Origin of the sequence: Embleya sp. NPDC020886, assembly GCF_044333915.1 — a bacterium.
GTDB lineage: Bacteria > Actinomycetota > Actinomycetes > Streptomycetales > Streptomycetaceae > Embleya.
Map to the genome: position 1 here is coordinate 921,129 of NZ_JBIRRX010000002.1, position 24,027 is coordinate 945,155.

Annotated in this window: 20 protein-coding genes and 3 pseudogenes; 9 read left to right on the forward strand and 14 right to left on the reverse strand. The window is 69.3% G+C overall.

Annotated elements, in window-relative coordinates; all coding sequences use genetic code 11:
• Positions 1 to 23: 23 nt before the first annotated feature.
• From ACH4U8_RS10800 to ACH4U8_RS10820, 5 genes are all read right to left on the reverse strand, one after another.
• The gene (locus ACH4U8_RS10800) at positions 24 to 1,628 is read right to left on the reverse strand and encodes an MFS transporter (protein WP_395776905.1); all 1,605 of its coding nucleotides are present in this window, start codon (positions 1,626 to 1,628) and stop codon (positions 24 to 26) included.
• Positions 1,629 to 1,824: 196 nt separating this feature from the next.
• Positions 1,825 to 2,298, reverse strand: a complete 474-nt coding sequence (locus tag ACH4U8_RS10805; protein WP_395776907.1) for a MarR family winged helix-turn-helix transcriptional regulator — start codon at positions 2,296 to 2,298, stop codon at positions 1,825 to 1,827.
• A 691-nt stretch (positions 2,299 to 2,989) separates the two neighbouring features.
• Positions 2,990 to 3,448 (reverse strand): MarR family winged helix-turn-helix transcriptional regulator, encoded by a 459-nt coding sequence (locus tag ACH4U8_RS10810; protein ID WP_395776909.1) that lies wholly within the window; start codon positions 3,446 to 3,448, stop codon positions 2,990 to 2,992.
• Between the two features lie 226 nt (positions 3,449 to 3,674).
• The gene (locus ACH4U8_RS10815; protein ID WP_395776911.1) at positions 3,675 to 4,217 is read right to left on the reverse strand and encodes a hypothetical protein; all 543 of its coding nucleotides are present in this window, start codon (positions 4,215 to 4,217) and stop codon (positions 3,675 to 3,677) included.
• Positions 4,214 to 4,960 carry a hypothetical protein gene (locus ACH4U8_RS10820; protein WP_395776913.1) on the reverse strand — a complete coding sequence of 249 codons (747 nt, stop codon included), beginning with the start codon at positions 4,958 to 4,960 and terminating at the stop codon, positions 4,214 to 4,216. The genes ACH4U8_RS10815 and ACH4U8_RS10820 overlap by 4 nt, the downstream gene beginning before the upstream one ends.
• Before the next feature lie 212 nt (positions 4,961 to 5,172).
• Here ACH4U8_RS10820 and ACH4U8_RS10825 point away from each other — a divergent pair, with 212 nt between their 5' ends.
• The gene (locus ACH4U8_RS10825) at positions 5,173 to 6,138 is read left to right on the forward strand and encodes a TAXI family TRAP transporter solute-binding subunit (RefSeq protein WP_395776915.1); all 966 of its coding nucleotides are present in this window, start codon (positions 5,173 to 5,175) and stop codon (positions 6,136 to 6,138) included.
• A 42-nt stretch (positions 6,139 to 6,180) separates the two neighbouring features.
• Here ACH4U8_RS10825 and ACH4U8_RS10830 read toward each other — a convergent pair whose 3' ends face one another.
• The gene (locus ACH4U8_RS10830) at positions 6,181 to 6,978 is read right to left on the reverse strand and encodes an IclR family transcriptional regulator (RefSeq protein ID WP_395776917.1); all 798 of its coding nucleotides are present in this window, start codon (positions 6,976 to 6,978) and stop codon (positions 6,181 to 6,183) included.
• A 174-nt stretch (positions 6,979 to 7,152) separates the two neighbouring features.
• Here ACH4U8_RS10830 and ACH4U8_RS10835 point away from each other — a divergent pair, with 174 nt between their 5' ends.
• Genes ACH4U8_RS10835 through ACH4U8_RS10845 form a run of 3 tightly spaced genes read left to right on the forward strand, consistent with a single transcriptional unit; the run spans position 7,153 to position 9,060 of the window.
• On the forward strand, positions 7,153 to 8,127 hold the full coding sequence (locus tag ACH4U8_RS10835) for an NAD(P)/FAD-dependent oxidoreductase (protein ID WP_395776919.1): 975 nt from the start codon (positions 7,153 to 7,155) through the stop codon (positions 8,125 to 8,127).
• 37 nt (positions 8,128 to 8,164) lie between these two features.
• Positions 8,165 to 8,500 carry an indolepyruvate ferredoxin oxidoreductase subunit alpha gene (locus tag ACH4U8_RS10840; protein ID WP_395776921.1) on the forward strand — a complete coding sequence of 112 codons (336 nt, stop codon included), beginning with the start codon at positions 8,165 to 8,167 and terminating at the stop codon, positions 8,498 to 8,500.
• A gap of 5 nt (positions 8,501 to 8,505) precedes the next feature.
• A complete protein-coding gene (locus ACH4U8_RS10845) occupies positions 8,506 to 9,060 on the forward strand; it encodes an FAD-binding protein (protein WP_395776923.1) in 555 nt (184 codons plus the stop codon).
• A 1,058-nt stretch (positions 9,061 to 10,118) separates the two neighbouring features.
• Here the strand turns inward: ACH4U8_RS10845 and ACH4U8_RS10850 are convergent.
• Positions 10,119 to 10,646, reverse strand: a complete 528-nt coding sequence (locus ACH4U8_RS10850; RefSeq protein ID WP_395776925.1) for a gamma carbonic anhydrase family protein — start codon at positions 10,644 to 10,646, stop codon at positions 10,119 to 10,121.
• Positions 10,647 to 11,399: 753 nt separating this feature from the next.
• On the opposite strand from ACH4U8_RS10850, the gene ACH4U8_RS10855 reads away from it, so the two are divergent.
• A complete protein-coding gene (locus tag ACH4U8_RS10855) occupies positions 11,400 to 12,443 on the forward strand; it encodes a tetratricopeptide repeat protein (protein WP_395776927.1) in 1,044 nt (347 codons plus the stop codon).
• A gap of 135 nt (positions 12,444 to 12,578) precedes the next feature.
• Here the strand turns inward: ACH4U8_RS10855 and ACH4U8_RS10860 are convergent, their stop codons facing one another.
• Entirely contained in the window at positions 12,579 to 12,707 is a 129-nt protein-coding gene (locus ACH4U8_RS10860) for an AraC family transcriptional regulator (protein ID WP_395777019.1), read from the reverse strand.
• A gap of 485 nt (positions 12,708 to 13,192) precedes the next feature.
• Between ACH4U8_RS10860 and ACH4U8_RS10865 the strand changes: the two genes are divergently transcribed.
• Positions 13,193 to 13,540: a VOC family protein gene (locus ACH4U8_RS10865; protein WP_360313564.1), complete on the forward strand. Its 348-nt coding sequence runs from the start codon at positions 13,193 to 13,195 to the stop codon at positions 13,538 to 13,540.
• 232 nt (positions 13,541 to 13,772) lie between these two features.
• Here the strand turns inward: ACH4U8_RS10865 and ACH4U8_RS10870 are convergent.
• A pseudogene (locus ACH4U8_RS10870) lies at positions 13,773 to 14,273 on the reverse strand (hypothetical protein); the annotation flags it as partial.
• 48 nt (positions 14,274 to 14,321) lie between these two features.
• Between ACH4U8_RS10870 and ACH4U8_RS10875 the strand changes: the two are divergent.
• Positions 14,322 to 15,154, forward strand: a pseudogene (locus tag ACH4U8_RS10875) (IS5 family transposase); the annotation flags it as partial.
• Between the two features lie 252 nt (positions 15,155 to 15,406).
• On the opposite strand, the gene ACH4U8_RS10880 reads toward ACH4U8_RS10875, so the two are convergent.
• From ACH4U8_RS10880 to ACH4U8_RS10900, 5 genes are read right to left on the reverse strand one after another with little or no spacing between them, the layout of a single operon-like run.
• Complete coding sequence (locus ACH4U8_RS10880) at positions 15,407 to 17,059, reverse strand: CocE/NonD family hydrolase (RefSeq protein ID WP_395776929.1); 1,653 nt, start codon at positions 17,057 to 17,059, stop codon at positions 15,407 to 15,409.
• Positions 17,056 to 18,072, reverse strand: a complete 1,017-nt coding sequence (locus ACH4U8_RS10885) for a membrane dipeptidase (RefSeq protein WP_360313568.1) — start codon at positions 18,070 to 18,072, stop codon at positions 17,056 to 17,058. Before ACH4U8_RS10885 ends, ACH4U8_RS10880 begins: the two co-directional genes overlap by 4 nt.
• The gene (locus ACH4U8_RS10890) at positions 18,069 to 19,397 is read right to left on the reverse strand and encodes a M14 family zinc carboxypeptidase (RefSeq protein ID WP_395776931.1); all 1,329 of its coding nucleotides are present in this window, start codon (positions 19,395 to 19,397) and stop codon (positions 18,069 to 18,071) included. Before ACH4U8_RS10890 ends, ACH4U8_RS10885 begins: the two co-directional genes overlap by 4 nt.
• A gap of 26 nt (positions 19,398 to 19,423) precedes the next feature.
• Positions 19,424 to 20,839: an MFS transporter gene (locus ACH4U8_RS10895; protein WP_395776933.1), complete on the reverse strand. Its 1,416-nt coding sequence runs from the start codon at positions 20,837 to 20,839 to the stop codon at positions 19,424 to 19,426.
• Between the two features lie 22 nt (positions 20,840 to 20,861).
• Positions 20,862 to 22,085, reverse strand: coding sequence for an NAD(P)/FAD-dependent oxidoreductase (locus ACH4U8_RS10900; protein ID WP_395776935.1), 1,224 nt, complete (start codon positions 22,083 to 22,085; stop codon positions 20,862 to 20,864).
• Positions 22,086 to 22,244: 159 nt separating this feature from the next.
• Here ACH4U8_RS10900 and ACH4U8_RS10905 point away from each other — a divergent pair.
• Together ACH4U8_RS10905 and ACH4U8_RS10910 are read left to right on the forward strand one after the other, a co-directional pair.
• Positions 22,245 to 22,742, forward strand: a pseudogene (locus tag ACH4U8_RS10905) (ornithine cyclodeaminase family protein); the annotation flags it as partial.
• A gap of 112 nt (positions 22,743 to 22,854) precedes the next feature.
• Positions 22,855 to 23,847: an FCD domain-containing protein gene (locus ACH4U8_RS10910; RefSeq protein WP_395776937.1), complete on the forward strand. Its 993-nt coding sequence runs from the start codon at positions 22,855 to 22,857 to the stop codon at positions 23,845 to 23,847.
• Positions 23,848 to 24,027: the final 180 nt, after the last annotated feature.

Sequence of the window (24,027 nt, forward strand, 5' to 3'; positions counted from 1 at the left end):
CGGCGGAGCGGGCGGTTGGTGGGTCAGTGCATGGCCGGCGCGACCGGTCCTTGGTTCGGGTCGCGCCGGCCGAGGCCCGCAGCGGCGAGCGCGGCGCTGGCCGCACACACGACCGCGGCGATGATCGCCGCCGTGTGTACGCCGTTCATGAAGGCCTGGCCGCTGCCCTCGATGATCTGGGTACGCAACTGGGCGGGCATGTCGGGGGAGACGGGTGCCACGCCCATTGCCACGGCGTCCTTGGCGGCGAGCATGGCCTCGGTGGTCGACGCCGGGACTCCGGCGGAGGTGAACTCGTCGCTCATCGTCGATCCGGCACGACTGCTGATGACGGACATGAGTACGGACGTGCCCAGGGCGCCGCCGACCTGTAGGGCGGTGGCCTGCAGGCCACCGGCCACGCCGCCGTCCTGGACGGGTGCGTTGCCGACGATCGCGTCCGAGGAGGCCGCCATGACCATGCCGGTGCCGAGGCCGAGCGCGACGAACGGGGGCCACATCAGTGTGTACGAGCTGTCGACGCTCCACGCGAGGATTCCGAGTGCGGCGGCGGCCTGGAGCAGCATGCCCGTCGGCATGCTCACCCGGGCGCCGAGGCGTTCGGTGATCGCCGCGCCGAGTGGGGCGGAGACGACCGAGGCGAGGCTGAGTGGCAGGGTCCGTACGCCGGCTTCGACCGGGGTGAAGCCCCGCACGTTCTGCAGATACAGCATGACGAAGAAGATCACGCCGAGCAGGACGAAGAAGTTCACGGCGGTGACGATGGTGCCGATGGTCAGTGCCCGGTTGCGGAACAGTCGCATCGGCAGCAGGGGGTGCGCGATGCGCGTCTCGTACCACCCGAACACGAGCAACACGACGACCCCCGCTCCGATCACGCCGATGGTCGAGGCATCGCTCCAGCCCCAGGTTTCGCCCTTGACGACGCCGAAGACGAGCAGCAGCAGTCCGAGCGCAAGGATCAGTACGCCGGGGATGTCGAACCGGTGGTGTCCGGTGGGGTTCTTGCTCTGCGGCAGCACCACGAGGCCGAAGGCGACGGCGGCCACGCCGATCGGGGCGTTGATGTAGAACACGGACTCCCAGTTGACGTGTTCGACGAGCAGTCCGCCCACGATCGGGCCGATCGCGGTGGACACCGACGAGACCATCGCCCAAATGCCCACCGCCATACCGAACTTCTTGGGCGGGAAGACGGCGCGCAGCAGGCCGAGGGTGTTGGGCATCAGCAGCGCGCCGAAGAATCCTTGCGCCGCGCGGAACGCGATCACGCCTTCGATCGAGCCGGCCAGCCCGATGGCCACCGACGCGAGGGTGAAGCCGACCACGCCCACCAGGTAGAACGTCCGGCGGCCGAAGCGGTCGCCGAGCTTGCCGCCCAGGATCAGCGCGGCGGCCAGAGCCAGCAGGTAGGAGTTGGTGACCCATTGCAGGTCGGCGGTCGAGGCGTTCAGGTCGCGGCCGATCTCCGGGTTGGCGATCGCCACGACCGAACTGTCCAGGCCGACCATGAACAGGCCGAAGGCCACGGCTATCAGCGTCAGCCACGGATTGGCGCGGGGGCCGTGGGCGGTCGGCGACGGGCCGGGGGAGGGCACGGCGGAGCGGCCCACTTGGGTTGAAGACATGCGAAACGAAGACTTCCTGATCAGGCGGGCACGTGTGCGTCGGGTCAGAAGACGCACACGTCGAACATTCACACCAGGGAAAAGGGGGACGACTCGGTGCGCGACGACGCGGGGCGCGCCGGGGCACGGGGCTCCGCGACCGGGAGACCGACAGGGTCCGGACACATCCGGACGTCGGCTCGATGCGGCCGGGGGGTCAGATGGTGTCGGGCTGGACCCGACGGGTGAGCTCGGCCAGCGCGCCGACCGCGGATCCCAGAGCGGCGACCTCGCCGTCGGTCATCGTGGGCAGCGCGCCCACGACATACCCGGTCACGAGTGCGTCGACGGCCGCGGAACGACGACGAGCCTTTGCCGTCGGTCGCAACCGCACGAGACGCTTGTCGCCCGGATCCACCAGCCGCTCCAACATGCCTTCGTCGACGAGCTTCGTGACCAGTGCGCTCACGTTGTTGGGCTTCATCAGCAGATCCTCGGCCGCTTCGCGCACGGTGATGCCTTCGTGCTCGTCGGCCACCCGCAGGAGCGCCGAGTGCACCCCCTGCGGCATCGAACGGCCGAAATCCGCCATCAGCCTCCGCTCCATGGTCCGATGCGGCACCGGCAGGATCGCAGCCAGGCCGGATGCGATGCGCCGGCGCTCCTCGGCTGCGGGATCCGTCGAAGACACCCCACGACCTTAGGTTCCACGAGATAGCTATGTCAAAATAGCTATTTCTCTATAGCTGTGTGTTCGATGCCGCTCCTCGGGTACGCGCGGGACGTCCCGGATCGTGCTTGGGCGCCCGGGCCCGGGTTGCGGCGGCATGACGGACAAGGCATGGCGCAAACACCCGACTCCGTGGCGGGACGGGCGATTTGCCGCCCGGCGAAGACGAAGCCGAGCACGGCCCAACAACCGGGGGCACGGCCAACCGTGCCGATCTCGGGGCCGGGCAGCCGATGGTGCTCGCCGCTGTGGGGGCGCTTTCCCGGCGGCGCACAGAGCGAACAGCGGGCGACCGGAAGAGGCGGACGGCGGATCCTCGGGGATGGCCATGGTGACACCGTGCCGGCGATGGTCCGGGCGCGGGTCAAAGCGTTCCGTTCACCGGAACGGCGACGGAGTGGGAACGGCGGGGCATCCGATCGGGACGGGGCGCCGCCGAACGACCGCGCCCGATCGTCATGGGACAGGGAGTTCAGGCACGGCGACCGTCGACGCCCGCGAGTGTCGAAACGTGGCCGGCGGTCGACGAGTTCGCGGGGACGGTGCGATCGGCGTCGGTGTCGGCCGGGCCGGCGGACCGGCCGATCCGGACGAGGTCGTCCTTGGCGAGCCGGTCTTCGTCCCGAGGGCGCCGGACGGTTCCGCCGTTCTTTCAGCGGGTGTCGGGAGCGGGGGACGCAAGACCGTCGGTCAGGGACCACAGGTCCGGGAGCGCCGCGCGGATGCGCTCGATCGACTCCGGCGGCAGGTCGGCGAGTGCTTCCGCGATTCGGGAGGCCATGCCGGACCGGACCTGTCGCCCCCCGGTGAGCATCTCCGGCGTCGGATGCAATTCGACCAGACGTCGGTCGGACGGTGCCGGTCGGCGTTCCAGCAGGCCGTCGCGGACCAGGAGGGTGACCAGATTGCTCACGTTGTTCGGGATCATGCGCAGCGCGGCGGCCGCCTCGCGGACACTGATTCCCGGTCTGTCGAGCACCAGTTGAAGCATCTCGACCTGCGCCGGAGGGCGCACGTGCTGCCCGTCCGGCGGCTCGGCGGTCGCGCGCAACGTCCGATGGAGGGTCCACACCAGGCGGGTGAGTTCGGCGGGCATCTCCACGGCGGTCATGCCGCGATCCTAGCCGCAACCTGGTGAAACCCATAACTTAATACCTATAGTGCTATGCATGAGTTGTCTCGGGAGCCCTCGCCGCCCGGGGTCGGCGTTCGACGGGATCCGGCGCCGGGTTGCCCCGAACGCTCCTTCGTACCTCCACGCGGAGAACGCCCCTGTGGGAAGCGGTGCCGGCCCGACCGAACGTGGCCCGCGTGTCGACACCGCTCGCCCCACGAGGTCAGACGGTGACCGCTTCGGATCGATCGAACACCGCGAGGTCGATCTCCGGGTGTACCGCCGAACACGCTTTGCAGGTGCGGGCGCCCACGTCGGCGGTGAAACGCGCACAGGCCGCCGCGTAGAAGTGGGTCAGGGGCACGTCGTTGTCGTGCTCCCACTCGTACCGCGCAAGCTCGTGCCCGCAGTCGGCGCAGAACCAGGCCGCCCCCAGACGTCCGGCGTCCAACGGCAGATAGCGCAGGGTCACGCCCTCCTCCCGGGGGACGATCCGGTGGGGTGTGCCGGCCGGGACGTACACGTGGTCGCCGGTCGCCATCAGGAACCGGTTCACCGAACTCTCGCGCAGATGCACGTCGACCGCGCCCGACAACTGGCTGAGGACGGTGTCGTGTTGACAGATCAGATGGAAGGGCTGCGCCAGCCGGTTGTACGCGAGATAGAGCTGCGGGTCGGTGTCGGCCGGGAGCACCGCCGCGTCGGCGTAGTCGCCGAGTTCGGGCGCGACCTCGAGGGCCTGGAGCATGCGACGTCGGCGGGTCATGGGCGGGCGACCTCCTCGGACGCAGTGGTGTGGTGCGCGGCGCCCCGCAGGACGCGATGCGCCTGGATGGCGGTTCGGGTCTGCGCCACCTGGCGGGCCCATCCCCACGGCGTATCCGGGAACTCGTCGTTGACGTGGCCGCATTCCGCGCAGGTGCGGCCCACGTCGGTGTTGCGCAGCCGGGCGAACTCGACCGAACCGACCATGGTGGCGAACTGGCGTACGGGATCGTCCTCGCCGCCGTGGTGCTCGGCGTCGAACCCCGGCAGGCCGGACGGCGTCGCGTCGTACGCGTGGCGCACGATCTCCGACGCGCACTTCGCACAGCGGGCGATCATCGCCTCGGACTGGTCGCCGTCCCGGGACTGGTGCTGGGTGACCACGATGACGCCGAACGAATCCGGGTCCTCCTGGTCGCGCAGGAAGGAGTTCACGCCATGCAGCTTCTGCGCCGCCATGACCTGTCCGGAGTCGAGCGCCGACCCCTGGGACCCGTACGACACGATCACTTCGCACGCGGTGTTCCAGTGGAAGAAGTGACCGTAGTCCTGCCCGGGACCACCGATGATCACGCTGCCGCACGGGACGATGGCGCCGGCGTGGTCGTAGGGGAACAGCGGCGTCAGTTGCGCGGCGGCCTTGGCCATGCGTTCGTACACGTTCGCCTTGAGGGGCTCGCGATCGGGGTCCGGAGGCGGGATCTTCCTGGTCTCCTCGACGGATATCTGTCGGGTGGCGCTCACGACAACTCCTCTGACTTGAGATGTTGCACTATGTGGAACAGCATCTCGGAGTCTGGTACTTCACTCAGTATTTTTGCAAGCTTCCATTCAGAAAATGCCCCTGATTTGGACAAATGACAGTGCTTTCTTGTGTTTCTTCGATCGGTAGGTGCAGAGTACGGATCAGTGTTCCATACAATGGAACATGATCATGATGCTGCAAGGAGGTCGGGATGACCGACGAACCGAGGCTCGCGACGCCGGTGACCCTTCACCTGCGAGGGGACTGGGGCCAGGCGAACATGCACCGGATATGCGGATGGATCGCCCAGGAGATGGGCGACCGTGCGCCGGCGGAATCTCGCTTCGCCATCTGGAACGGGCGCGGCGGACTGGACGCGATCACGGCGCTGCGGGAGGGGAGCGCGGACATCAGTGTCATGACACCCGTCGCCGCGGTGCTGACGGCCGGACGGGCCGGGCGACTCGAAGGTTTGCGCGCGCTGGGTGTGCTCGGTCGGCGAGACCGCCTGATCGTCGCTGCGGACGCGGCTCTACCGGTGCGGTCCGTGGCTGAACTCGCCCATTACACAGGCAAGTTGATCGTGGCGACCGCGCCGGACGACGGCGTCAACCTGATCGGTTACGCGGCGCACAAGGCGCTCGCGCTCGCCGGCGTCGATGCGGACCGACTCGACTTCCGCTACGACGAGCGCCCGTTCCCGGCGCTGGAGCGGTTCACCGCGGGCGAGGCGAACGTCCTGATCCAGGAGGCGATCATGACGCCGCCCTGGCAGCGCCTCGACCGGGTCCGGCCGGTGAGGTACCTGCCGTGGGGAGACGAAGTCCTACGTGGCTTCGCCGCCGAGGGCTGGCCGTCGGCGGTCGTCGAGGCCGGGTACCTGCCGGGATTGACCGAGGACCTGCGCACCTTGGACTTCTCGGACTTCGTCGTCCTGTGCCGGGAGGAACTCGCGGACGACGTGGCCTATCTCGCGACGTGGTGCATGGTCAAGACGCGGCGGGCGCTGGAGGCGCAGTACAGCCACCTGCCGGCCGACCGCTCGCCGGTGACCCGGCCGTTGGTGCCCGCGGACATGGCGGCCACGCCGCTTCCGCTGCATCCGGCCGCAGCGCGCGCGTACGCGGAAACCGCCGCGTCGGGCGACGCGCTCGACGGCCCGCTCATGTGGAGCTGACCAGGTGGTGCCCCGGCGGGTCGGTGGGCGGGCCGCAGCGAATCAGCCGATCCGGTCGCCGAGTTCCTTGGCCACGCGCACCACGGCCTCCGCCGTGGCGGTGACCCATGGATCGCCGGCCCTCGATCGTGGCGCGGTCGTGGAGATGGCGGCGCGGGCACGGCCCCGCTTGTCACGGACGACGGTGGCGACCGCGTACACGTCGTCCTCGCTCTCCGCGTTGTTGGTCGCGAAGCCCCGGCGCCGGGTCTCGTCCAGTTGCACCCGCAACTGACCGACCGTGGTGACCGCGCGCGGCGTCGGGGCCGCGAGCTCGCCCGAAGGGTAGAGCGCGGTCAGGTCGTCGTCGGACAACTCCGCGAGCAGCGCCTTGCCCGCGGCGGTGGTGTGCGCGGGCAGGGTCCAGCCCACGCGGCTGCCGGTGCGCATGACGTGCGTGCTCTCCACGCTGTCGATGTAGACGACCTCGGTTCCGCGCAGATGCGCGAGGTGGACCGTTTCGCCGGTCTCGTCGCGCAGCCGGGTCAGGGCGCCGTGCGACAGCGCCCGGACGTCGATCTTCTCGACGACCGCCAGGCCGATGTCGATCAGGGCCGGCCCCGGTCGGTAGGCGCGGGAGAGCGGATCCTGTTCGACGAAGTGGTGGTGGGCGAGCGTGGCGAGCATCCGGTGCACCGTGGAGCGGGACAGTCCCATGTCGCGGGCCACCTGATTGACCCGGACCATCTCGTGGTCCTCGAACATGCGCAGCAGGCGCAGCACGTTGTCGACTGCGCCGATGAGCCCCGCAGGGCGCCCTGGCTGGGCTTCTTCCTTGGCCTGACCGCTGTCTTCGTCCACGGAGATCACAGTAGCGCAGAGATTTCAACCCTTGCCTTCTCCCTGATTTAAATCACATTACGGAACACTGTTCCGTATCATGCGACATCGCTTGCAAAGCGAGCGGACGGAGGATCGACCGTGCACGAACCCCTATTCGAGGCATCGCGGCAACGACGGTTGTCGGAGACGGACTTGCTGATTGTCGGTGCCGGCCCGGCCGGCCTCTTCGCCTGCTACTACGCGGGGATGCGGGGTCTGCGCGTGACCGTGCTCGACTCGCTGCCGCACCTCGGGGGACAGGTGGCCGCGCTGTACCCCGACAAGGAGATCCTCGACGTCGCCGGCCATCCGGCGATCCGGGGCCGGGACCTGGTGGCGCGGCTGACCGAACAGGCGTCGACCGCCGAGCCGATCGTCCTGCTCGGCGACGGCGCCGCCGAAATCGGCCACCAGCCCGACGCGGTCACCGTGAGCACCACCGCCGGCCACGAGATCCGCGCCGGCGCCGTGCTGCTCACCGCGGGCATCGGCAGGTTCACGCCGCGCCCACTGCCCGCACTGACCGGCTACACCGGCGAGGGCGTGCACCACGTGGTCGCCGCGCCGCACACCTACGCGGGGCGCGACGTGGTCGTGGTCGGCGGCGGCGACAGCGCCGTCGACTGGGCCAACGCCCTTGCCCCCCATGCCCGTCGAGTCACCCTGGTGCACCGAAGGCAACGACTCCGGGCCCACGAGCACTCGGTGGCGCGGTTGACGGCCTCGCCGGTGCGCATCCTCACCGACAGCGAGATCGCCGAGGTGCATGGCGAGCACGCGGTGTACGCGGTCACCATTCGCGACTGCGAAACCCGAAGCCTCGAACGGGTCGACGCGGACGTGCTGATCCCGGCGCTCGGCCACGTCGCCTCGCTGGGACCACTGACGCGTTGGGGGCTGCGCGTCGACAAGCAGCAGATCGAGGTGGACACCGACATGTCCACCGGCGTCGACCGCGTCTACGCCGCGGGGGACGTCACCACCTACCGGGGCAAGGTCCGGCTCATGGCCGTCGGCTTCGGCGAGGCCGCGACGGCCGTCAACAACATCGCCGTCCGCCTGCGCCCCGACGAGGACCTCTTCCCCGGCCACTCCAGCGATCGGGCGCCCGTCCCGATCGTCGGCTGATCCCGAACACCGTCCAACCCTCGAAGAAGGAGATGCCATGGCGTACGTGATCAACGAGAAATGCATCGACGAGCTGGACGGGTCCTGCGTCGACGTGTGTCCCGTCGACTGCATCTACGAGGGCGCCACCAAGCGCTACATCAACCCCGACGAGTGCATCGACTGCGGCGCCTGTCTCCCGGAATGCCCGGTCGACGCCATCGTCGCCTCCGCGAGCGGACCGGACCCCGTCTGGATCCGGGACAACGCCGCGTTCTTCACCCTGCCGCTGCCCGGGCGCGACACCGCCCTGGGCAACCCCGGCGGTGCCTACGACACCGGCACCATCGGGGCGGACACCCCGCTCGTCGCCGGTTGGACCAAGGAGTCGTGAGCACCATGCGACACATACCCCTCCTCGTCGTCGGCGGCGGCATCGGCGGCATGACCGCCGGTCTGGCGCTCGCCCGCGCCGGCTTCGACGCGCACATCGTCGAACAGGCCCCGGAGTTCGCCGAGATCGGCGCGGGCATCCAACTCGCCCCCCAACGCCCTGCGGGTCCTGGACGGCCTCGGCGTACTGACCCGCGTGCACCAGGCCGCGGTGCGCCCGCGCAACCTGGTCCCGCAGCCGGCCAGACACCGGTATTCAGGACGAGGGTCACCCCGAGGACACAGAGCGCCTGCACGATCATCGAACCGATTCCCAGCCGCCGAACATCGAAGCGATCGGCGAGCGTGCCGGCGGCCACCATGAACAACAACGCGGGCAGGGTGCCGACCAACTCCACCACCGCGAGAGTAGCCGGCGAGGAGGCATGCAACACCTGGATGAACAGACTGATCTGCATCACCCAGGTCGACCCGGCGGACAGGGCACTCGCCATCCACAGCATGGAAACACTGCGACCTGCGGGCAGGGATGGGGGCACGCGTGCTCCTGAATCGCGGTGAGGCGGTGGGCCCATGCACGGAGCACAGGACGGTGTGCCCTGCCGAGGTCGGCCCGCTTTCGTCCGGGCCGACCCCGGCAGGGCACCACCGGCGCAGACGAATCCGCAGGTGGCGACCGGCAGTTCACGGGAGACAAGCTCTCGAGGTACGGTACCGAACTCGACATCGCCACCGGCATGCCGGAGTCCTTCCAAACCGTCGTACCCGGCCCGAACGGGCCCGGTAGGCCGTCGCCGTGCTCACGGCGATTACCCACACCCACCCGGAGCGCGAACCGCGATCCACACCGGGGCGGACCGAGGGCGACCGACCCACCACACACACCACCACCCGCAAAGCCACTGCCCACACCCGCGCACGGAGGCGGCCCGGCCCGCAACACCGGTGGATCGGGTGCCGACCGCGCACGTCGACATCGACCGGACCGCGGACCCGCCGACCGTGCCCGCCGGCCCACGCCACCGGCCGATCCTGCACCCGCGGCGGCGAGGCCGCCCGAGCCGCGTCCCACCGTGTTCGGGCCGCCCGGATCGCCGACGAAGGTCAAGGCGACCCACCCGGGCCGGACGCTGATCGCCCGTCCGCCCGGCAGACCGCACATCGCGCTCCTGCACGACACCCCCAACCTCTGGACGTCACGAGTCTCGACGACGTGCCCGGTGACCTCGCCCGCCAGGCCGACCCCGGAGACGCCACGCCCTGATCCCTGCGCGATCGGCCCACGAGCATCGGGTGTTCGCCACTCTCGGCCCGCACCGCACCGAAAGCCGGCCCCGTCACCGGTTGGTTACCGATCCCCCTACCGAGCCCCGGACCTCGACGACCTTGCCCCAGCGTGTGGGCCCGACAGGCGGTCATCGTCGGGGGCGGCGACGGAGGCGACTCCCGCGTTTCGTGACGATGTGCCACCGCACCCGCAGGAGTTGCGGCGCTTTCATGCTCCGGCGCCGACTGTGCGCCGGGCATGCCTCGGACGTCGACCCGACCCGGACGACCGCGACCGACGTGCTGTCCGCAGTCGAGCGAGGGCTGCGCGAGGCGGCGGGGCCGCCCCGAGGTCAGCCGAAGGTGATCTCGTCGTGGGCCCGGGCCAGGAACCGGTAGCCGGCGCCGTTGGCCTTGATGCCGGCGCGCTCGTCCTCGGTGAGTTCGCGCTTGACCTTGGCGGGTACGCCGGCGACCAGGACGCCGGGCGGTACGCGCATGCCCTGGGGCACCACGGCCCCGGCGGCGATCAGGGCGCCCGAACCGATGTGGGCACCGTTGAGGACCGTGGAGTTCATGCCGACCAGGACGTCGTCCTCGATCGTGCAGCCGTGCAGCACGGCGTTGTGGCCGACGGACACACGCGCGCCGATCACGGTCGGGAAGTCCGGGTCGCTGTGTACGGTGCAGTTGTCCTGGATGTTGGTGTCCGGACCCACCGCGATCGATTCGGCGTCGCCGCGCAGCACCGCGCCGTACCAGATACTCGTGCCGGCGGCGAGCGTGACGGCACCGACCACCGTCGCGTTCGCGGCGACGAAGGCGGCGGGATCGATGTGCGGCTCTTGCCCGCCCACGGCGGCGATCAGCGGGTTCGTCATGGTTCTCCTTATCGGTGGACGGAGCGTGTTCGGCCCGTCGCGAGCGAACTCTAGTGCGGGCGACTCGGGCGTTGGGCCGCCGAGATGGGGGTGGGGCCGGCCGGGTCGGCGGTGGGGCTGAGGCGGTGAGAGGCAGGGTGCGGGCGGGCGGTGGTGCAGGTGGCTGTGGCCGGGTGCCGGGCGGAGTGTGAATTGCGGGCTGCGGGGCCATGGGGATCGGTCGGCACGGTCTGGAGATCGTGATGGCGCTGTGTCGGAGCTTCGCGGTGCACCGTGAAACGGTGGGCAAGCGGATCAGCGCGTGTGTCGTGCCGGCCGACGATCCCGGCGGTCACGTCGTCGGCGAAAGACCGTGACGCCCACGCCGAATCCTTGTGGCCGTCGAAGGATTCGGCGCAATGGCGCCTGTCGCGCGACCTCGACGCGGTCACCACGGCACCACCCTGATCCGGGCCGTCGAGCCGCTCGCCGACCCGGCGGGACCGACGAACCCCGACCGACGCGGGGGGCTCGGCCGCAGTCGGCCGGGCCGGCGGCGTCGTTTGAGTACTGGGCTGAGTATGTGTACGGACTCTCTGGGGTGGGGCGTGCTCGTGGCGTGCTCGGTATGGAGAAGACGGTTTCGACGCCGCGTGGTGGGAGGCACGGGTTCCTGGCCGCGTTGGCCGGGGTCGCGGTGCTCGGGGTGCGCCCACCCATGCACCCGACGCACCCCCGACGCGCGCTGGGGAACTGCTGGCCGCATACCACGACATGCGCAGCGACTACGGCCCGATTCACGCCCGTGCGACCGCGGACCTGGGTCGAAGACTGCCGACCGACCACCCGTTGCCGGCCTATCAGGTCTCCACGCCGGGCCCATTGCGGGCGCTCATCTCGCTCGACGCGCCCGAGATCGCCTTCCTGGAGGATCCCAGGGATTGTCCTCCCGAGGATCGATCCGATCCGTGGTCGTTCCTGTGCGAGCAACTCGACCACTGGGCGGGGCTCGGGTCGACGCGACAACTGCGCGTGGCGCGGGTACTCGCTCGGCTCGGGTTCTGGCAACTGCTCACCGAGATCGTCGATCACCTCGACGGTGATCCGTCGAACCTCGAGGTGTGCCGCCTGGCACAGGTGCGCGACAGCGCGTTCCTGAGGATCGGTGTCGACCCGACGGGCGCGGCGACGCGAATCCGGGAGTCGACCACCCGACTGACCGATGACGAGACGTTGCCGGCGAGCACGAGAATCGGTGCCGCGATCAATCTGCTCGTCGGCCACGCCCGCGCGGCGTCCGAGATCGCCGCCGTCGACCACTGGGGGCGACGGGCCACCGCAATGTTCGAGGCGACGGACCCGGCACAGTTGAGCGCGATCCTGCGCAGCGCGTACTGGCGGGGATTGAGCTTCGTTCCCTTTCTCCACGGAGACCACGGCTCGACCCGGGACATGCTCGACGCCGCCGAGGAGAACGCCGTCACCGCCGTCGCGGCATCGGCCGACCCCGGGCAGGTCGAGGGCATTCCGGCCGCGGAGAACATGCATCTGCTCCTTGAGACCAGGGGACGCGCCGCCTGGGAATCCGGCGACATCGACGCGGCCGAGCGCTACTACCGCGCCCTCGTGGCGCACGACGAGCTCGACGCCAAGGTCCACGTCCGACTCGCCGACCTCCTGGCCCGAACCGACCGCGTCGCCGAGGCGCGCGAGTGCTACCTGAGGTCGGCCCACCTCGGGGCGCCCCACACCCTGTACGCGCGAACGCAGGTGGCTCGCCTGGCAAGCGGCAGCCACGACGGCACGGTGCGTCTGTAGGACCCCGCGACCGGACGGGCCGAGCGCGTCCTGACCGGGCATCGGGACGGGGTCCGCGCGTTGCTCGCCACGGCGCCGGCACACTGGGCCACGAGCCCGACGACGCGCACCCACGTGCCACGGCTCCCGTCTCCGCTACCGAGGCCGAGCCGCTCCCGGTGCTCGGCGCGCGAACTCGGCCGGGGTTTGGCCGTATTGGCTCCTGAAGGCCCGGGTGAAGTGGCTGCTTCCGGCGAAGTGCCAGTGGGCGGCGAGTTCCGAGATGCTCGGCCGGGTCGTCGAGTGCGGAGTTCGAGCCGGGCCTGTTCGAGCCTGCTGTGGCGGATGTACCCGGCGGCGCTCTCCTCGGCCGCCGCGAACGCCCGGTGCAACGTCCGTACGGAGACGCCGAGTTCACGGGCCAACATCGACGGGGAGAGAGATCCGGGTCGGCGAGCCGGCTGCCCACGAGGCCCTTCGCCGCCCGGCCCGGGGCGGGGCCGAGGCGGGGTTCGGCACCGTCGACCTGCTGCCGCAGTACTCCCTTGGATCTGCCCGGACCGAGAGCCCGCCCGAGCCCCCGGCGCAGTCCTCCGGATTCGCCCTCGCCCATCGGTCGGTGAACCCGGGACGGACTGCCGTCGGCCGCTGGGCGTGGCGTTCCCATTCGTCCAAGACCGCGAAGGCGGTTTCGGGCACTCTTGTCGGTGTCCGCCCGCCGGCGAGCAGTCCTCGCTGCCCTCCCCGGCCTGTCTCACCAGGAGTCGCCCATGTCCATTCGCCGCGTGATGCCCGATTTTCCATCACAGGCCATGGCGGAGAGTCGGGACTTCTACGGTCTCCTCGGATTCGAGGAGGTGATGAATCAGGGCTGGGTGATGACGCTCGCCTCCTCTTCCAATCCCACGGCACAGGTCACCTTCATGACCCACGACAAGACCGCGCCGGTCGTCCCCGACGTGAGCGTCGAGGTCGACGACGTGGACGCGGTCCATGCGGCGGTACGGGCGAGCGGCGCGGAGATCGTGCACCCGTTGCAGGACGAGGAGTGGGGAGTACGCCGCTTCTTCGTCCGCGACCCCAACGGCCGAGTTGTCAACGTGCTGAGCCACCGGTGAGTCGTGGGTGAGCCGCCCCTGAGTCCCGGCCCCGCGCCACCCGTGAACGCGCCGAGGCGATCTACCCGGGTCTGCGGCGCGAGGGTCCGGGACCGGGACCAGCGCAAGGGAAGGGCGTAGCGCCGCTCGCCGGCGAGCGGCGACGAAGGCTTCCTGTGTGGCTGGGCTGCACGCGGCGGGAGCCGCCTTCCTCGGGCAGGCGGGTCATCACCGCTGCCGGGGCTCCGCGGGATCGTGCGTGACAGAGGTCGCGCAGCAGTGCGATCTCGGCTCCGGCGTGCAGCAGTTCCTGGTTGACCCACCACACGATGTCGACGAAGGGCTCCGCCGGGTCGCTGCCGTGCGGGTAGGTGCAGTGGCCCCACGGTGTCCAGCGCGGCGTCGTCGATCCCCAGCAGCACCTTCCGCCAGGCCCCCGCGCCGGCGTCGAAGGCCGCGATCGCCCCCGCCGCGTCCCCGTCCACGGGGGGTGGTCGTCGCGCGGCAGCGTGTGGCCGCCGGCCGTGTGGTTGGCGCGCAGGGCCAAGATCTCGCCGAGATGACTCAGAGGACGTTCATGTCGTTGACGTGCAGGTTTGGTTGGTTTTGCCGCTCGCCTGAAGACTTCGTAAATGAAGCTTTCGTCCAATACGCCGTAGTTACCCGGACGCCATGGCCACCGCGATCCGTCACGTTTCGATCCGAAAGCTCCTGTCCGGTTCGAGAAGGTCGCGGATTGTCCGTGGCGGTTCATTCGGACGAGCGATGGCGGACTCCAACTCCCTTATGTACCAGTGGAGTTATGACGAACCCGCCGCAGCGCAAAGCCTATCCGAGTGATCTGTCCGACGCCCGCTGGGCACTGGTGGAGCCGGTCCCGACCGCGTGGCGGGCCGAACGGCAGAAGACTTCGCTCGGCCTCGGCGGCAGGATCTCCGACCTGCGGGAGATCATGAACGCGATCCCGTACGTGAACCGGACCGGGATGCCTGGCGCTACCTTCCGCACGACTTCCCGCCCCACACCACCGTGTTCGCCCACTTCGGCGCCCGGACGGCGGACGGCACGATCGAGCGGCTCGGCGTCCGACTCCACCGCGTGGTCCGCGAGAAGGAAGGCCGGTCGGCCGGGCCGACCGCCTGCGTGATCGACGCGCAGAGCATCAAGACCGCTCCCGGCGTGCCCAGTGCGACCCAGGGCGTCGACGCGGCGAAGAAGATCGTCGGCCGCAAGCGCAGCATCGTCGTCGACACCCCGGGCCTTCTCCTGCTCGTCACGGTCACCGCCGCGGGCGCCTCGGACAACGACGCCGGAAAGCAACTCCTCACACGACTCGCCGCCACCCACCCCACGATCACCAAGGCCCGGGTCGACACCGGCTACAAGACCCAGGCCGTCGAACACCGAGCGAAGCTTGGCATCGACGTCGACGTCGTGCCGAGAAACACACCGGTCAAGGGCTTCCCGGTCGTCCCGCGGAGGTGGGTCGTCGAGCGCAGCTTCGGCTGGATCATGATGCACCGCCGGCCGGCCCGCGACTACGAGACCGGACCCGAGCACTCCGAAAGCATGATCCGCCTCGCCATGATTTCCAATCTCGCGAAGCGAGCAACCGGCAAAAGCACCATAATCTGGCACAATCCACGAACTATCACTCAGGCGAGCGAGACGTCCTCTGACGGTGGTGGCGGGCAGGGTGTTCGCGGCGGAGATCCACGCCGGCTCCGCCGCGGCCCGGGTGGATTGGCGGCGTGACTACGACAGCCTCTCCTACAAGGTCTGCGACCCGCGTCCGGAGGTGACCCGGGGTGTCCTGGAAACCGTCGGCCCCACACGTCAGCAGGCAGGCCACGCCGGGCTCATTGCCAGGCGCCGAAGACCGACCGGTCAGGGGATCACCGGCAGGATCAGGCGGGAGGGATGCGCCGGGCTGTGCCGGATCTCGTTGTGCGCCACCCGCAGTTCGGTGCCGTGGACGATCGATCCGCCGGTGTTCTGGTTCCGGTCGTACTTCGGGAAGGCACTCGACGAGATCTCCAGTCCGACGCTGTGCGTGACGGCGAACTCGTGCGCGGTGCTCCACATGTCGATCTCGATGCGATACACCTCGCCCGGCCGCAGAGCGAGCTCCGTGGCGAAGCCCTCCCGGTAGCGTGCGCGGACGATCCCGTCGCAGAGGCGGCGCCGCACACCGTCGGGTCCGACGTCGACGAGCTTCGCGGTGAAGTCGGTGTCGGGGGCATCGCTGCCGACGAACAGCTCGGCGCGGACCGGACCGATTACCGTCAGCGGCTCCCCGAGCGGCGGTCCGAGGTAGACGAGGACATCGTCACGATCTTCGACCTCGGCGTAATCGTCGGGGCCGCCGATCTGCATCGACGTCGGCTCGGTGAGGAACGGCACCGGATCGGCCGGGTCGTACCGGTAGGTGTCCGCCGGCTCCTCCGACGCCGGGGCCTCAGGGGTCAATCGCCCGCCGCCGCCACGGGTGTTGGCGTCACCCGCGCTGTGCAGGTACAGCGACGTCCACACGGTTTCCGACAGCGGCCATTCATCGGCGTCGCGCCATTCCCCGCGTCCCATCAGGAACAACCGTGCTCGTGCTTCCCGGTCCACGCCGTTGTCGACACCCCGCAGATGGTGATCCAGGAACCGCACCTCGAGTTCGGTCACATCGACGTCCTCGGCATGGTCACCGAAGTCGACGTCACCGATTTTCCGGCCGCCCGCGCGGCCGGCGTCGTGCCCCCAGGGGCCCATCACCAATCGTTGCGCGCGCCGCGTCGCCTCCGTGGGTGCCTTCGCGATCATCGCCGCGAAGTTCCGCAGCGTTCCCGGTTGGACGTCGTCGTACCAGCCGGTGACGTGCAGCGCCGGTACGTCTACTTCGGACAGTTTCGTCTGGTAGACGAGCGGGGCCCAGTACTCGGTGTCGCCAGGGGCATGTCCGATGTCCGCCCGCCAGTTGGCGCTGACGAACCCGGCGGCCTCGTCCATGGTGTACAGCGGGAGATGGCTGTAGACGGCGCCCCAATCGAATCCGGCCACGTTCTGCATGGCGCGACGGTCGACCATCCGGTACCAGCAGACCTCCTGCGGAACCCGGGTTCCGGTCGGGAAGTCCACGAAAGGATCCGAGGGTGTCGCGTAGGCGACGATCGCGCGCAGATGCGGCGGCTTCTCCAGCGCGGTCAGCCATTGGGCGTGGCCGGAGTAGGAACCACCCCAGCTCGCGACGTTGCCATCGCACCAGTCCTGAGCGGCCACCCACTCGATCACGTCATAGCCATCCGGGCCTTCGTTCCGGTACGGCTCGAACACGCCGTCCGAATCGCCGCGGCCGCGGACATCGTAGATCACGACCGCGTAGCCCCGCGCCGCCAGGAGTTTTGTCTGCGCGGGCCGCCTCGGGTCGTTCTTGCCATAGGGCGTGCCGAGAACGATCGCAGGCACCGGGGCGTCACCGGCCGGCCCGTAACGGTCGGCCGCGAGAGTAACGCCGTCACGCAGCGGGACCGTCAGGTTGTACAGGTTTTTCACGTGAGCTCCCTGAGTACTCGGAACAGGTTCCCGCCGACGATCTTGGCCACGACGGGCTCGGGCATGCCGTGCCTGACGAGTGCCTCGGTGACCAGTGGCATGCCGGCAGGTCCTTCGAGGCCGGGTACCAAGGTCTCGGCGTCGACACCTTCGATCATGAGCGGCCGGTCGCAGGTGGGGATCTTCTCGTCGAACAACTCGGCGACGAAGTCACTGCCGAGGCCGACATGGTCCTCTCCCGCGATGGCGATCACGTGAGCGATGTGCTCCACCAGGTGCTCGATCGTGGGTTTCGCATCGGTGAGGAAGCCGGCAAAGAAGTTGACACAGACGATCCCGCCGGTCGCCGCGATCCCGCGCACCTGCTCGTCGGTGAGGTTGCGGTGATGCGGGTATACCGCGTCGGCACAGGAATGGGTGGCGATCACCGGTTTGGTGGCCAGCTCGAGAATGTGCTCGACACTCGCCCTGCCGACGTGCGAGACGTCGATCAGCAGCCCGAGTTCTTCCAGCAGGCCGACCGCTTCGACCCCGGCGCGGGTGAGCCTGCCCCCGGTGGCGTTCTCGGCCGAGCCGTCGGCGAGCATCGTGCGCCCGTAGTGGGTGAAGGATGCCATCCGTACACCGAGCCGGTGCAGGGTCTGGAAGAGTTCGATGTCGTCGTCCACCTGGGGACAGCCTTCCAACGCCGGCACCAGCGCGATGCGACCGGACGCGACCGCCGCGGAGACCTCGTCGCCCGTCCGGCACAGGGCGACGACATCGGCATTGCCCTCGGCCAGCCGGTGCGCGGCCTCGATCATCCGCAACGTCTCCCGCAGCGCGCCCTCGGGCCGGAACTCGTCGTCGATGAACACAGGCAGAACCTGGATGTCGATCCCGCCGCCCCGCAGCTGCGGATACCAGCGCTCGCGGAAGTAGGAAGCCCAGACCTCTCGTGGACGGCGTGCGACGAGCACCAGGAGATCGTTGTGGGCGTCACCGACGATCACCTCGTCATGGAAGCCGGTCACTCCGTCTCCTGCAGAATCCTCCGCAGGGCGACCAGCCCGGCGCCCACCTGGACGGCGACCACGTCCCGCAGCGGAAAGGGATTCCCCTCCGATACCGTGCCCGCGGCGTGGCAGGCATGGTCGAACAACTCGTCGGCTTTCCGGACGGTCGCCCGGAGGGCCGGTGCGTGGTTACCGGTGGCGAGTTCGGCCCGCAGCAGCCGTCGCAGCTGCCCGAGACCGCGCATCCGGATCATGATCGGGGTTATCGCGCCGACGAAGGCTTCGCCGACCGCGGCGGGCCGCTCGTCCATCGCTTCGGCCGCGGCCCGCATTCCTTGCGCCAACGAGGGGCCGAGCCGGGCCAGTGACTCGACCGAGGCCGTGAGGGGTGATCCGCTGCGCAGCGCTGGGCGGACCGCCGCCATCAGGTCGGCGAGCAGGTCCGATGATTCGGCCATCTCCGTGGCCGCCTGACCGAACACCTCGCCTACCGTCCGGCCGGAATCGGTTTCGTCCGCCGCACGCGGGTCGTTCCACATCGGAATCTCGGCGACCAGGGTGGTGGTCCCGTACCGGGCGGCCCAGTGCCCGCTGGTTCCGCCGAGTTCGGCGATCCCGCCATCGATCAGCTCCGCGGGCGGGAAGAGGTAGACCCCCTTACCGGGGCTGTCGAGCCCCGTCACGACGACGGAGTCCATCGCAAGGGGAACGGCACTCTGGCCGGTGAACGCCAGCAGATCCTCGGCGAGCCCCGGTACGTCATGGTCGAGGAGGTAGAAGACGCCACCGAAATCGCAGTTGTGCAGCGAGTACTGGAACACCGGACGCAGGTCTTCCAGGATCCGCATCACCGCTTGGGTTTCCGGCAACGGCCTGTCGTAGTAACCATTCTCGGAGAGGTTGGGGAAGGTGTAGTCGACGTCGTCCACCGGCGCCGGGCGGTACAAGTGCTCGTGATAGTCCCGAATGGAGCGTGGGCCGGCGAACCACCCTTCGTTCATCCTGGCGGCATCGGGGTTGGCCCAGGGCAGGAAATGCCACGTCAGGTCGTCGCGCAGTTCGGCGTGCTCGGTCACGAGCCGGGACAGATGGCTGACCGTCAGAGCGCCGAACGGCTCGTTCGCGTGCGGGCCACCCAGGATCAGGACGTTCCGCTCACCGTGCCCGATCGACAGGACACGGAGCGGATCACCGAGACGGCTTGTCCCGTAACGCCGCCATCGGCACAGGTCCCCGTTCGAGGCCGCCAGCGTTTCGAGGTCGCCGATCAGGCCGTCGACGGTGGGGATCTCGGCCCAGTCCGGGATCGTGGTGAGGTACCGCGTGATGTCGTCGGGAATCATGGGTCTCCTATCCATTGCGTTGTATTTCAGCCGGCCAGGACGACGTCGTCCTGAGCTGTCCTGTTGACCTTCGCCGGTAGTGCCCAGCTCAGCACGACGGCGACCAGGCCGATCGCCGCACTGAGAAGGAACGCGGTCCGGAAATCGCCCCAGCTCGGGATCGGCGTGCCTCCCGCGGCGAGAACGCTCGCGCCGACTTGAGCACCCAGCGCACCGCCGACGGCCTTGATCACGAAGATCACGCCGGTGAGGCTCGCGGTCCGTTCAGCCGGGACCGTGGCGACCACGATGTTCATCGCCTGAGTCATGCCGAAGCCGGTACCGGCGCCGGCAACGGCGGTCGCCACGAAGATCACCCACGGCTCGCCCGCGCCGAGGAGCACGGCGCTGGCCCCGGCGAGGGCCCCGGTTCCCAGCACCATCACCGCCCTGGAGCCGATCCGGCGCTCAAGCCGTCCGGTCAGCGGGGCGGCGAGGGTCCCGACCAGCCCGAGAGGCACCAGGCAAAGACCTGTCAGGGTGGCCGTTGCGCCAAGACCGTACCCGGTTTCGGCCGGAAGCTGGACCAACATCGGGACCAGCACGAAGACCGCGAAACTGCTGAAGCCGACCGCGAACGACACGGCAGAGACCAGCATCACCGACCTTCCGGCGAGCATTCGCAGGTCGACCAGAGGCTTCTCGGTCCGCAGTTCGACCGCGACGAACACGGCGAGCAGGACGAGCGAAGCCGCGGTGAGACCCAGGACCTCAAGAGATACCCAGCCCCACCTCGATCTTCCGGTGATCGCCACGAGCAGGGCGGCGAGGCCACCGCCGAGCAACACCGCACCGGTGAGGTCGACCCTGCCTGTTTCGCCCGGCGGGCACGGCGGGACGACGAACCACGCGACGGCGAACGTGATGACGAGGAGTACGAAAGGCAGCCAGAAGAGCCATGTGTAGGGCATCCTCGCCACGATCGGCCCGGCTGCGAGGAGTCCGACGGCTGTCGACAATGCCGCGACCCCGATGATCAGGCCGTTCGCGGACTTCACCCGCTCGGGCGACTGGGTGTCACGGATCATCCCGATGGCCAGCGGAATCAGTCCCAGTCCGGCTCCTTGCAGAAGCTGGCCGACGGTCAGGACCCAGACCGACGTCGCCAGTGCGGCGACCAGCGTTCCGGCACAGACGATGGCCAGTACCGCGAGCAGGACCCTGCGCTTGTCGCGGATGTCGGCCAGTCGGCAGATGACCGGAGCGGCGACCGCCCCGGCGAGCAGGACACCGGTGAACACCCACGCGATCGCCGGGGTCGAGGCGCCGACGGCCTGCTGGATGAGTGGCAACGCGGGAGCCAGCATGGTTTCCAGTGCTTGGTAAGCGAAAATACCGAGGACCAAGACGGCGAGAACGAGCCGGGCACGGGCAGGAGAAGGCGAAGGAGAAGGAGCGGTCATGGCAGAACCTCCGGTGGGAAGGTCACAGAAAACGGGACGACGTACCGACACTGCCTTTCTGCGCGGGCGCCAGAAGCCGCGCGACGATCCGGCCGGTGGCCGGGGCGAGGGTCAGACCGAGCGTGCCGTGGCCGGTGGCTACGACGACGTTGCCCGAGTCGCCCCCGAAGCGACGGATCACGGGCAACCCGCTCGGGGTCATGGGGCGCGCGCCGCGCCATGCGGTTCCGTCTGCGGTGATCCGACGCACTGCGGGTAGCGCGCGTTCGGCCACGGCGCGAAGCCTCGCGATGGCTTCCGCCTTGGGCGCCCCCGGCGGCCCACCGAATTCCATGCCGCCGGTGAGGCGGAGCCGGCCGGGTGTGGAAGTGAGGATCACGTGGTCGTCCGCGCACATCAGTGCGTGGTCGAGCAGCCGATTCGGAGCGGGAAGCGTCAGGCTCCAGCCGTAACCGGCTTCGACCTTCAGCCGGAGGCCGAACAGCCGCCCGACTGCGGCACTGTCCGCGCCGGCGGCGAGCACGAAGGCCCTGGCACGAACAGGTCCTCCGGTGGTTTCGATCGCGTCCGCCCGACGATCCCGCATCCGGACCCCCACCACACGGTCGGTGCGCACGACCGCGCCACTCCTCACGGCGGCCGCCAGGACCGCGTTCGTCACGGCTGCGGGGTCGAGGGCTCGATCGTCGGGGAATCGAACAGCGCCGGCGAATCCGTCGGCCATCCCCGGTTCGGCGTTCGCGAGGGCGGCGGCATCGAGCACCTCATGCCGGATTCCCAACCCCGCCAGCCGCGAAGCGGCCTTCCGTTCGGCCTGCCAGATCGCCGGATCGCGGGCAACGTGCAGGAACCCGGACGAATGCGAGCACACTTCGAGGTCGTTGAGGAGATCGTCGTAGAGCCTCATACTCGCGGCGGCGAGTTCACCAAGCCGTCGCGCATCGCGCATAGCGCGTCCCGGCCGGGAAGCCACTGTGAAGCGCCCGAGCCACAGCAAGGTGCGCAGAGACAGCGGACGACTCAGGGTGGCGGCCGGATCGGCGCCCCACAACGACCGGACCCCTGCCAGCAGAACACCGGGGTTGGACATGGGCAGGCTGTAGCTCGGCACGACGAGGCCGGCGTTCCCCGCCGACGCACCACGCCCCGGAGCCGGGTCCACCACCATGACGTCGGCACCGGAACGTGCGAGGTAGTAGGCGGCCGCGCTGCCGATGACCCCGCCGCCCACGATGGCGACGTCCACTTGATTCGAACCCATTCTCACCTCACTTGGCGTTGCCGATAGGTGTAATACCTTACACCTCAGGTGTCAAGCCTTAGCAGGTCCACGACGAGAGGAGAAACGATGACGACCACGTCAGAGGAGGTACCGAGCGCGGAGGACGTCCGGCGCCAGGGGCCGATGCGTCGTGCGATCGACGCCGTGCGCGAGGTTCTGCTCGAGGTTGCCGCAGGCTCGTTCGTCCGCCCACCGCGACTGGCTTTGGGCGACGGCCGGGTCCTGGTGACGACGGCGTTCCACCAACAGACCGGAACCGCGGCCGTGAAAGCGCTCGAAGCCCGACTCGACCGCATGCCTGCGATCATCGGCACCGTGACCCGGATGGGCGCCAACGGCCGCATCATCGCCGACGCCTCGGCGATCACCACCCTGCGGACCGGTGCGATCGCCGGTGTGGCCACCGACGCGCTCGCTCCCCGCGACGCGTCCGTGATGCCCTTGTTCGGCGCCGGAGCCCAGGCCCCGGACCAGGTCCGGGCCGTGCACACTGTCCGGCCGCTGACCGCGTTGACCGTGTTCGACCGGGACCGCCCCCGCGCCGAGAAGCTCCCGTCCGAGCTGGAAGGCGAACTGCCCGGGGTACACCTGCGGAGTGCTGATGACGTCACGACTGCCTTGACCGCCGTCGAGATCGTCTCGTGTGCGACCTCGTCGAGTACTCCCTTGTTCCCGGCCGACGCCCTGCCGGCTCGGAGTACATGTCAACGCGATCGGCTCGTTCCAGCCGACGATGCGCGAACTGCCGGACGAGTTGCTCGCGACCGCGGACCTGGTCGTCGTCGAACAGATCGAGGCGGCCACCGACGAAGCCGGCGAGATCATCCACGCACTCGAGACCGGCACACTCACCCGTCACCGGATCCACGAGCCGGCCGGGATGCTCGAAACCGCACCGGAGACCACCGGGCGAACGCTCTTCAAAACCGTGGGAATCGCCGCTCAGGACCGGGCTGTCGCCCGCCTTTTGAGCAAGACCTGCGATACCTTATACCTTGGATACGCCGCGGCGGCTGGGTTTCGCGCGGCTTCGACGACCAAGGGGTCCACTATGTCCCGTCCCGGCACCACGGTCACACCCGGCACCGGGCTGCGGCGGCAAAGCCTTCGCGACGACGCCGGCCAAGTGATCCGCGCCCAGATCGTGGCGGGTGAAATCCGTCCCGGGACGCTGTACGCGATCGGCCAGATGGCCGAACAGCTGCAGGTGTCGATCACCCCGGTACGGGAAGCACTGCTCGATCTGGCCAAGGAAGGCCTGATCGAAATGGTGCGCAACCGGGGCTTCCAAATCCGCGTCGTGACCGAAGCCGATCTCGATCAGATCATCCAGATCCGGTTGATGCTCGAAGTCTCCGCCGTCCGCGAGATCGCCGCTCGCGGACTTGTCGACGACTTCGCTCCCCTGCGCGATCTGGCCGCGCGCACCGAAGAGGCCGCGCTGGCCGGGGACTGGGTCGGCTTCCTCGGTACAGACCGGGAACTCCACCTCACCCTGCTCGGCCACCTGGGCAATCCCCGGCTGGTCGCCATCGTCGGCCAGCTGCGCGACCAAGGCCGCCTGTACGGCCTGAACCACGTCGCGGGCACCCAGGACTTCCTCGAGTCCACACAGGAACACGACGCGTTGCTCGACGCTGTCGAGGCCGGAGAAGCGGACGAGGCCGCCGAACTGATGAGCACACACCTCAAACACGCTCGCGGGATCTGGGCCGGTGTCGTGTAGTCGGCACCTCTACCGCGCCGTCCGCGCTCATCTGCACGTCGTGCCGCACCATCCTGCAACCACTCACCCCCACCCAACCATGGCGATTACCGACGCCAACACGGCGGCACGTCTCATCAGACTCACTTCCCTGCTCCCGGCGCCGGACCGGACGCTGCGGGACCGACCCTCACGGGCGTA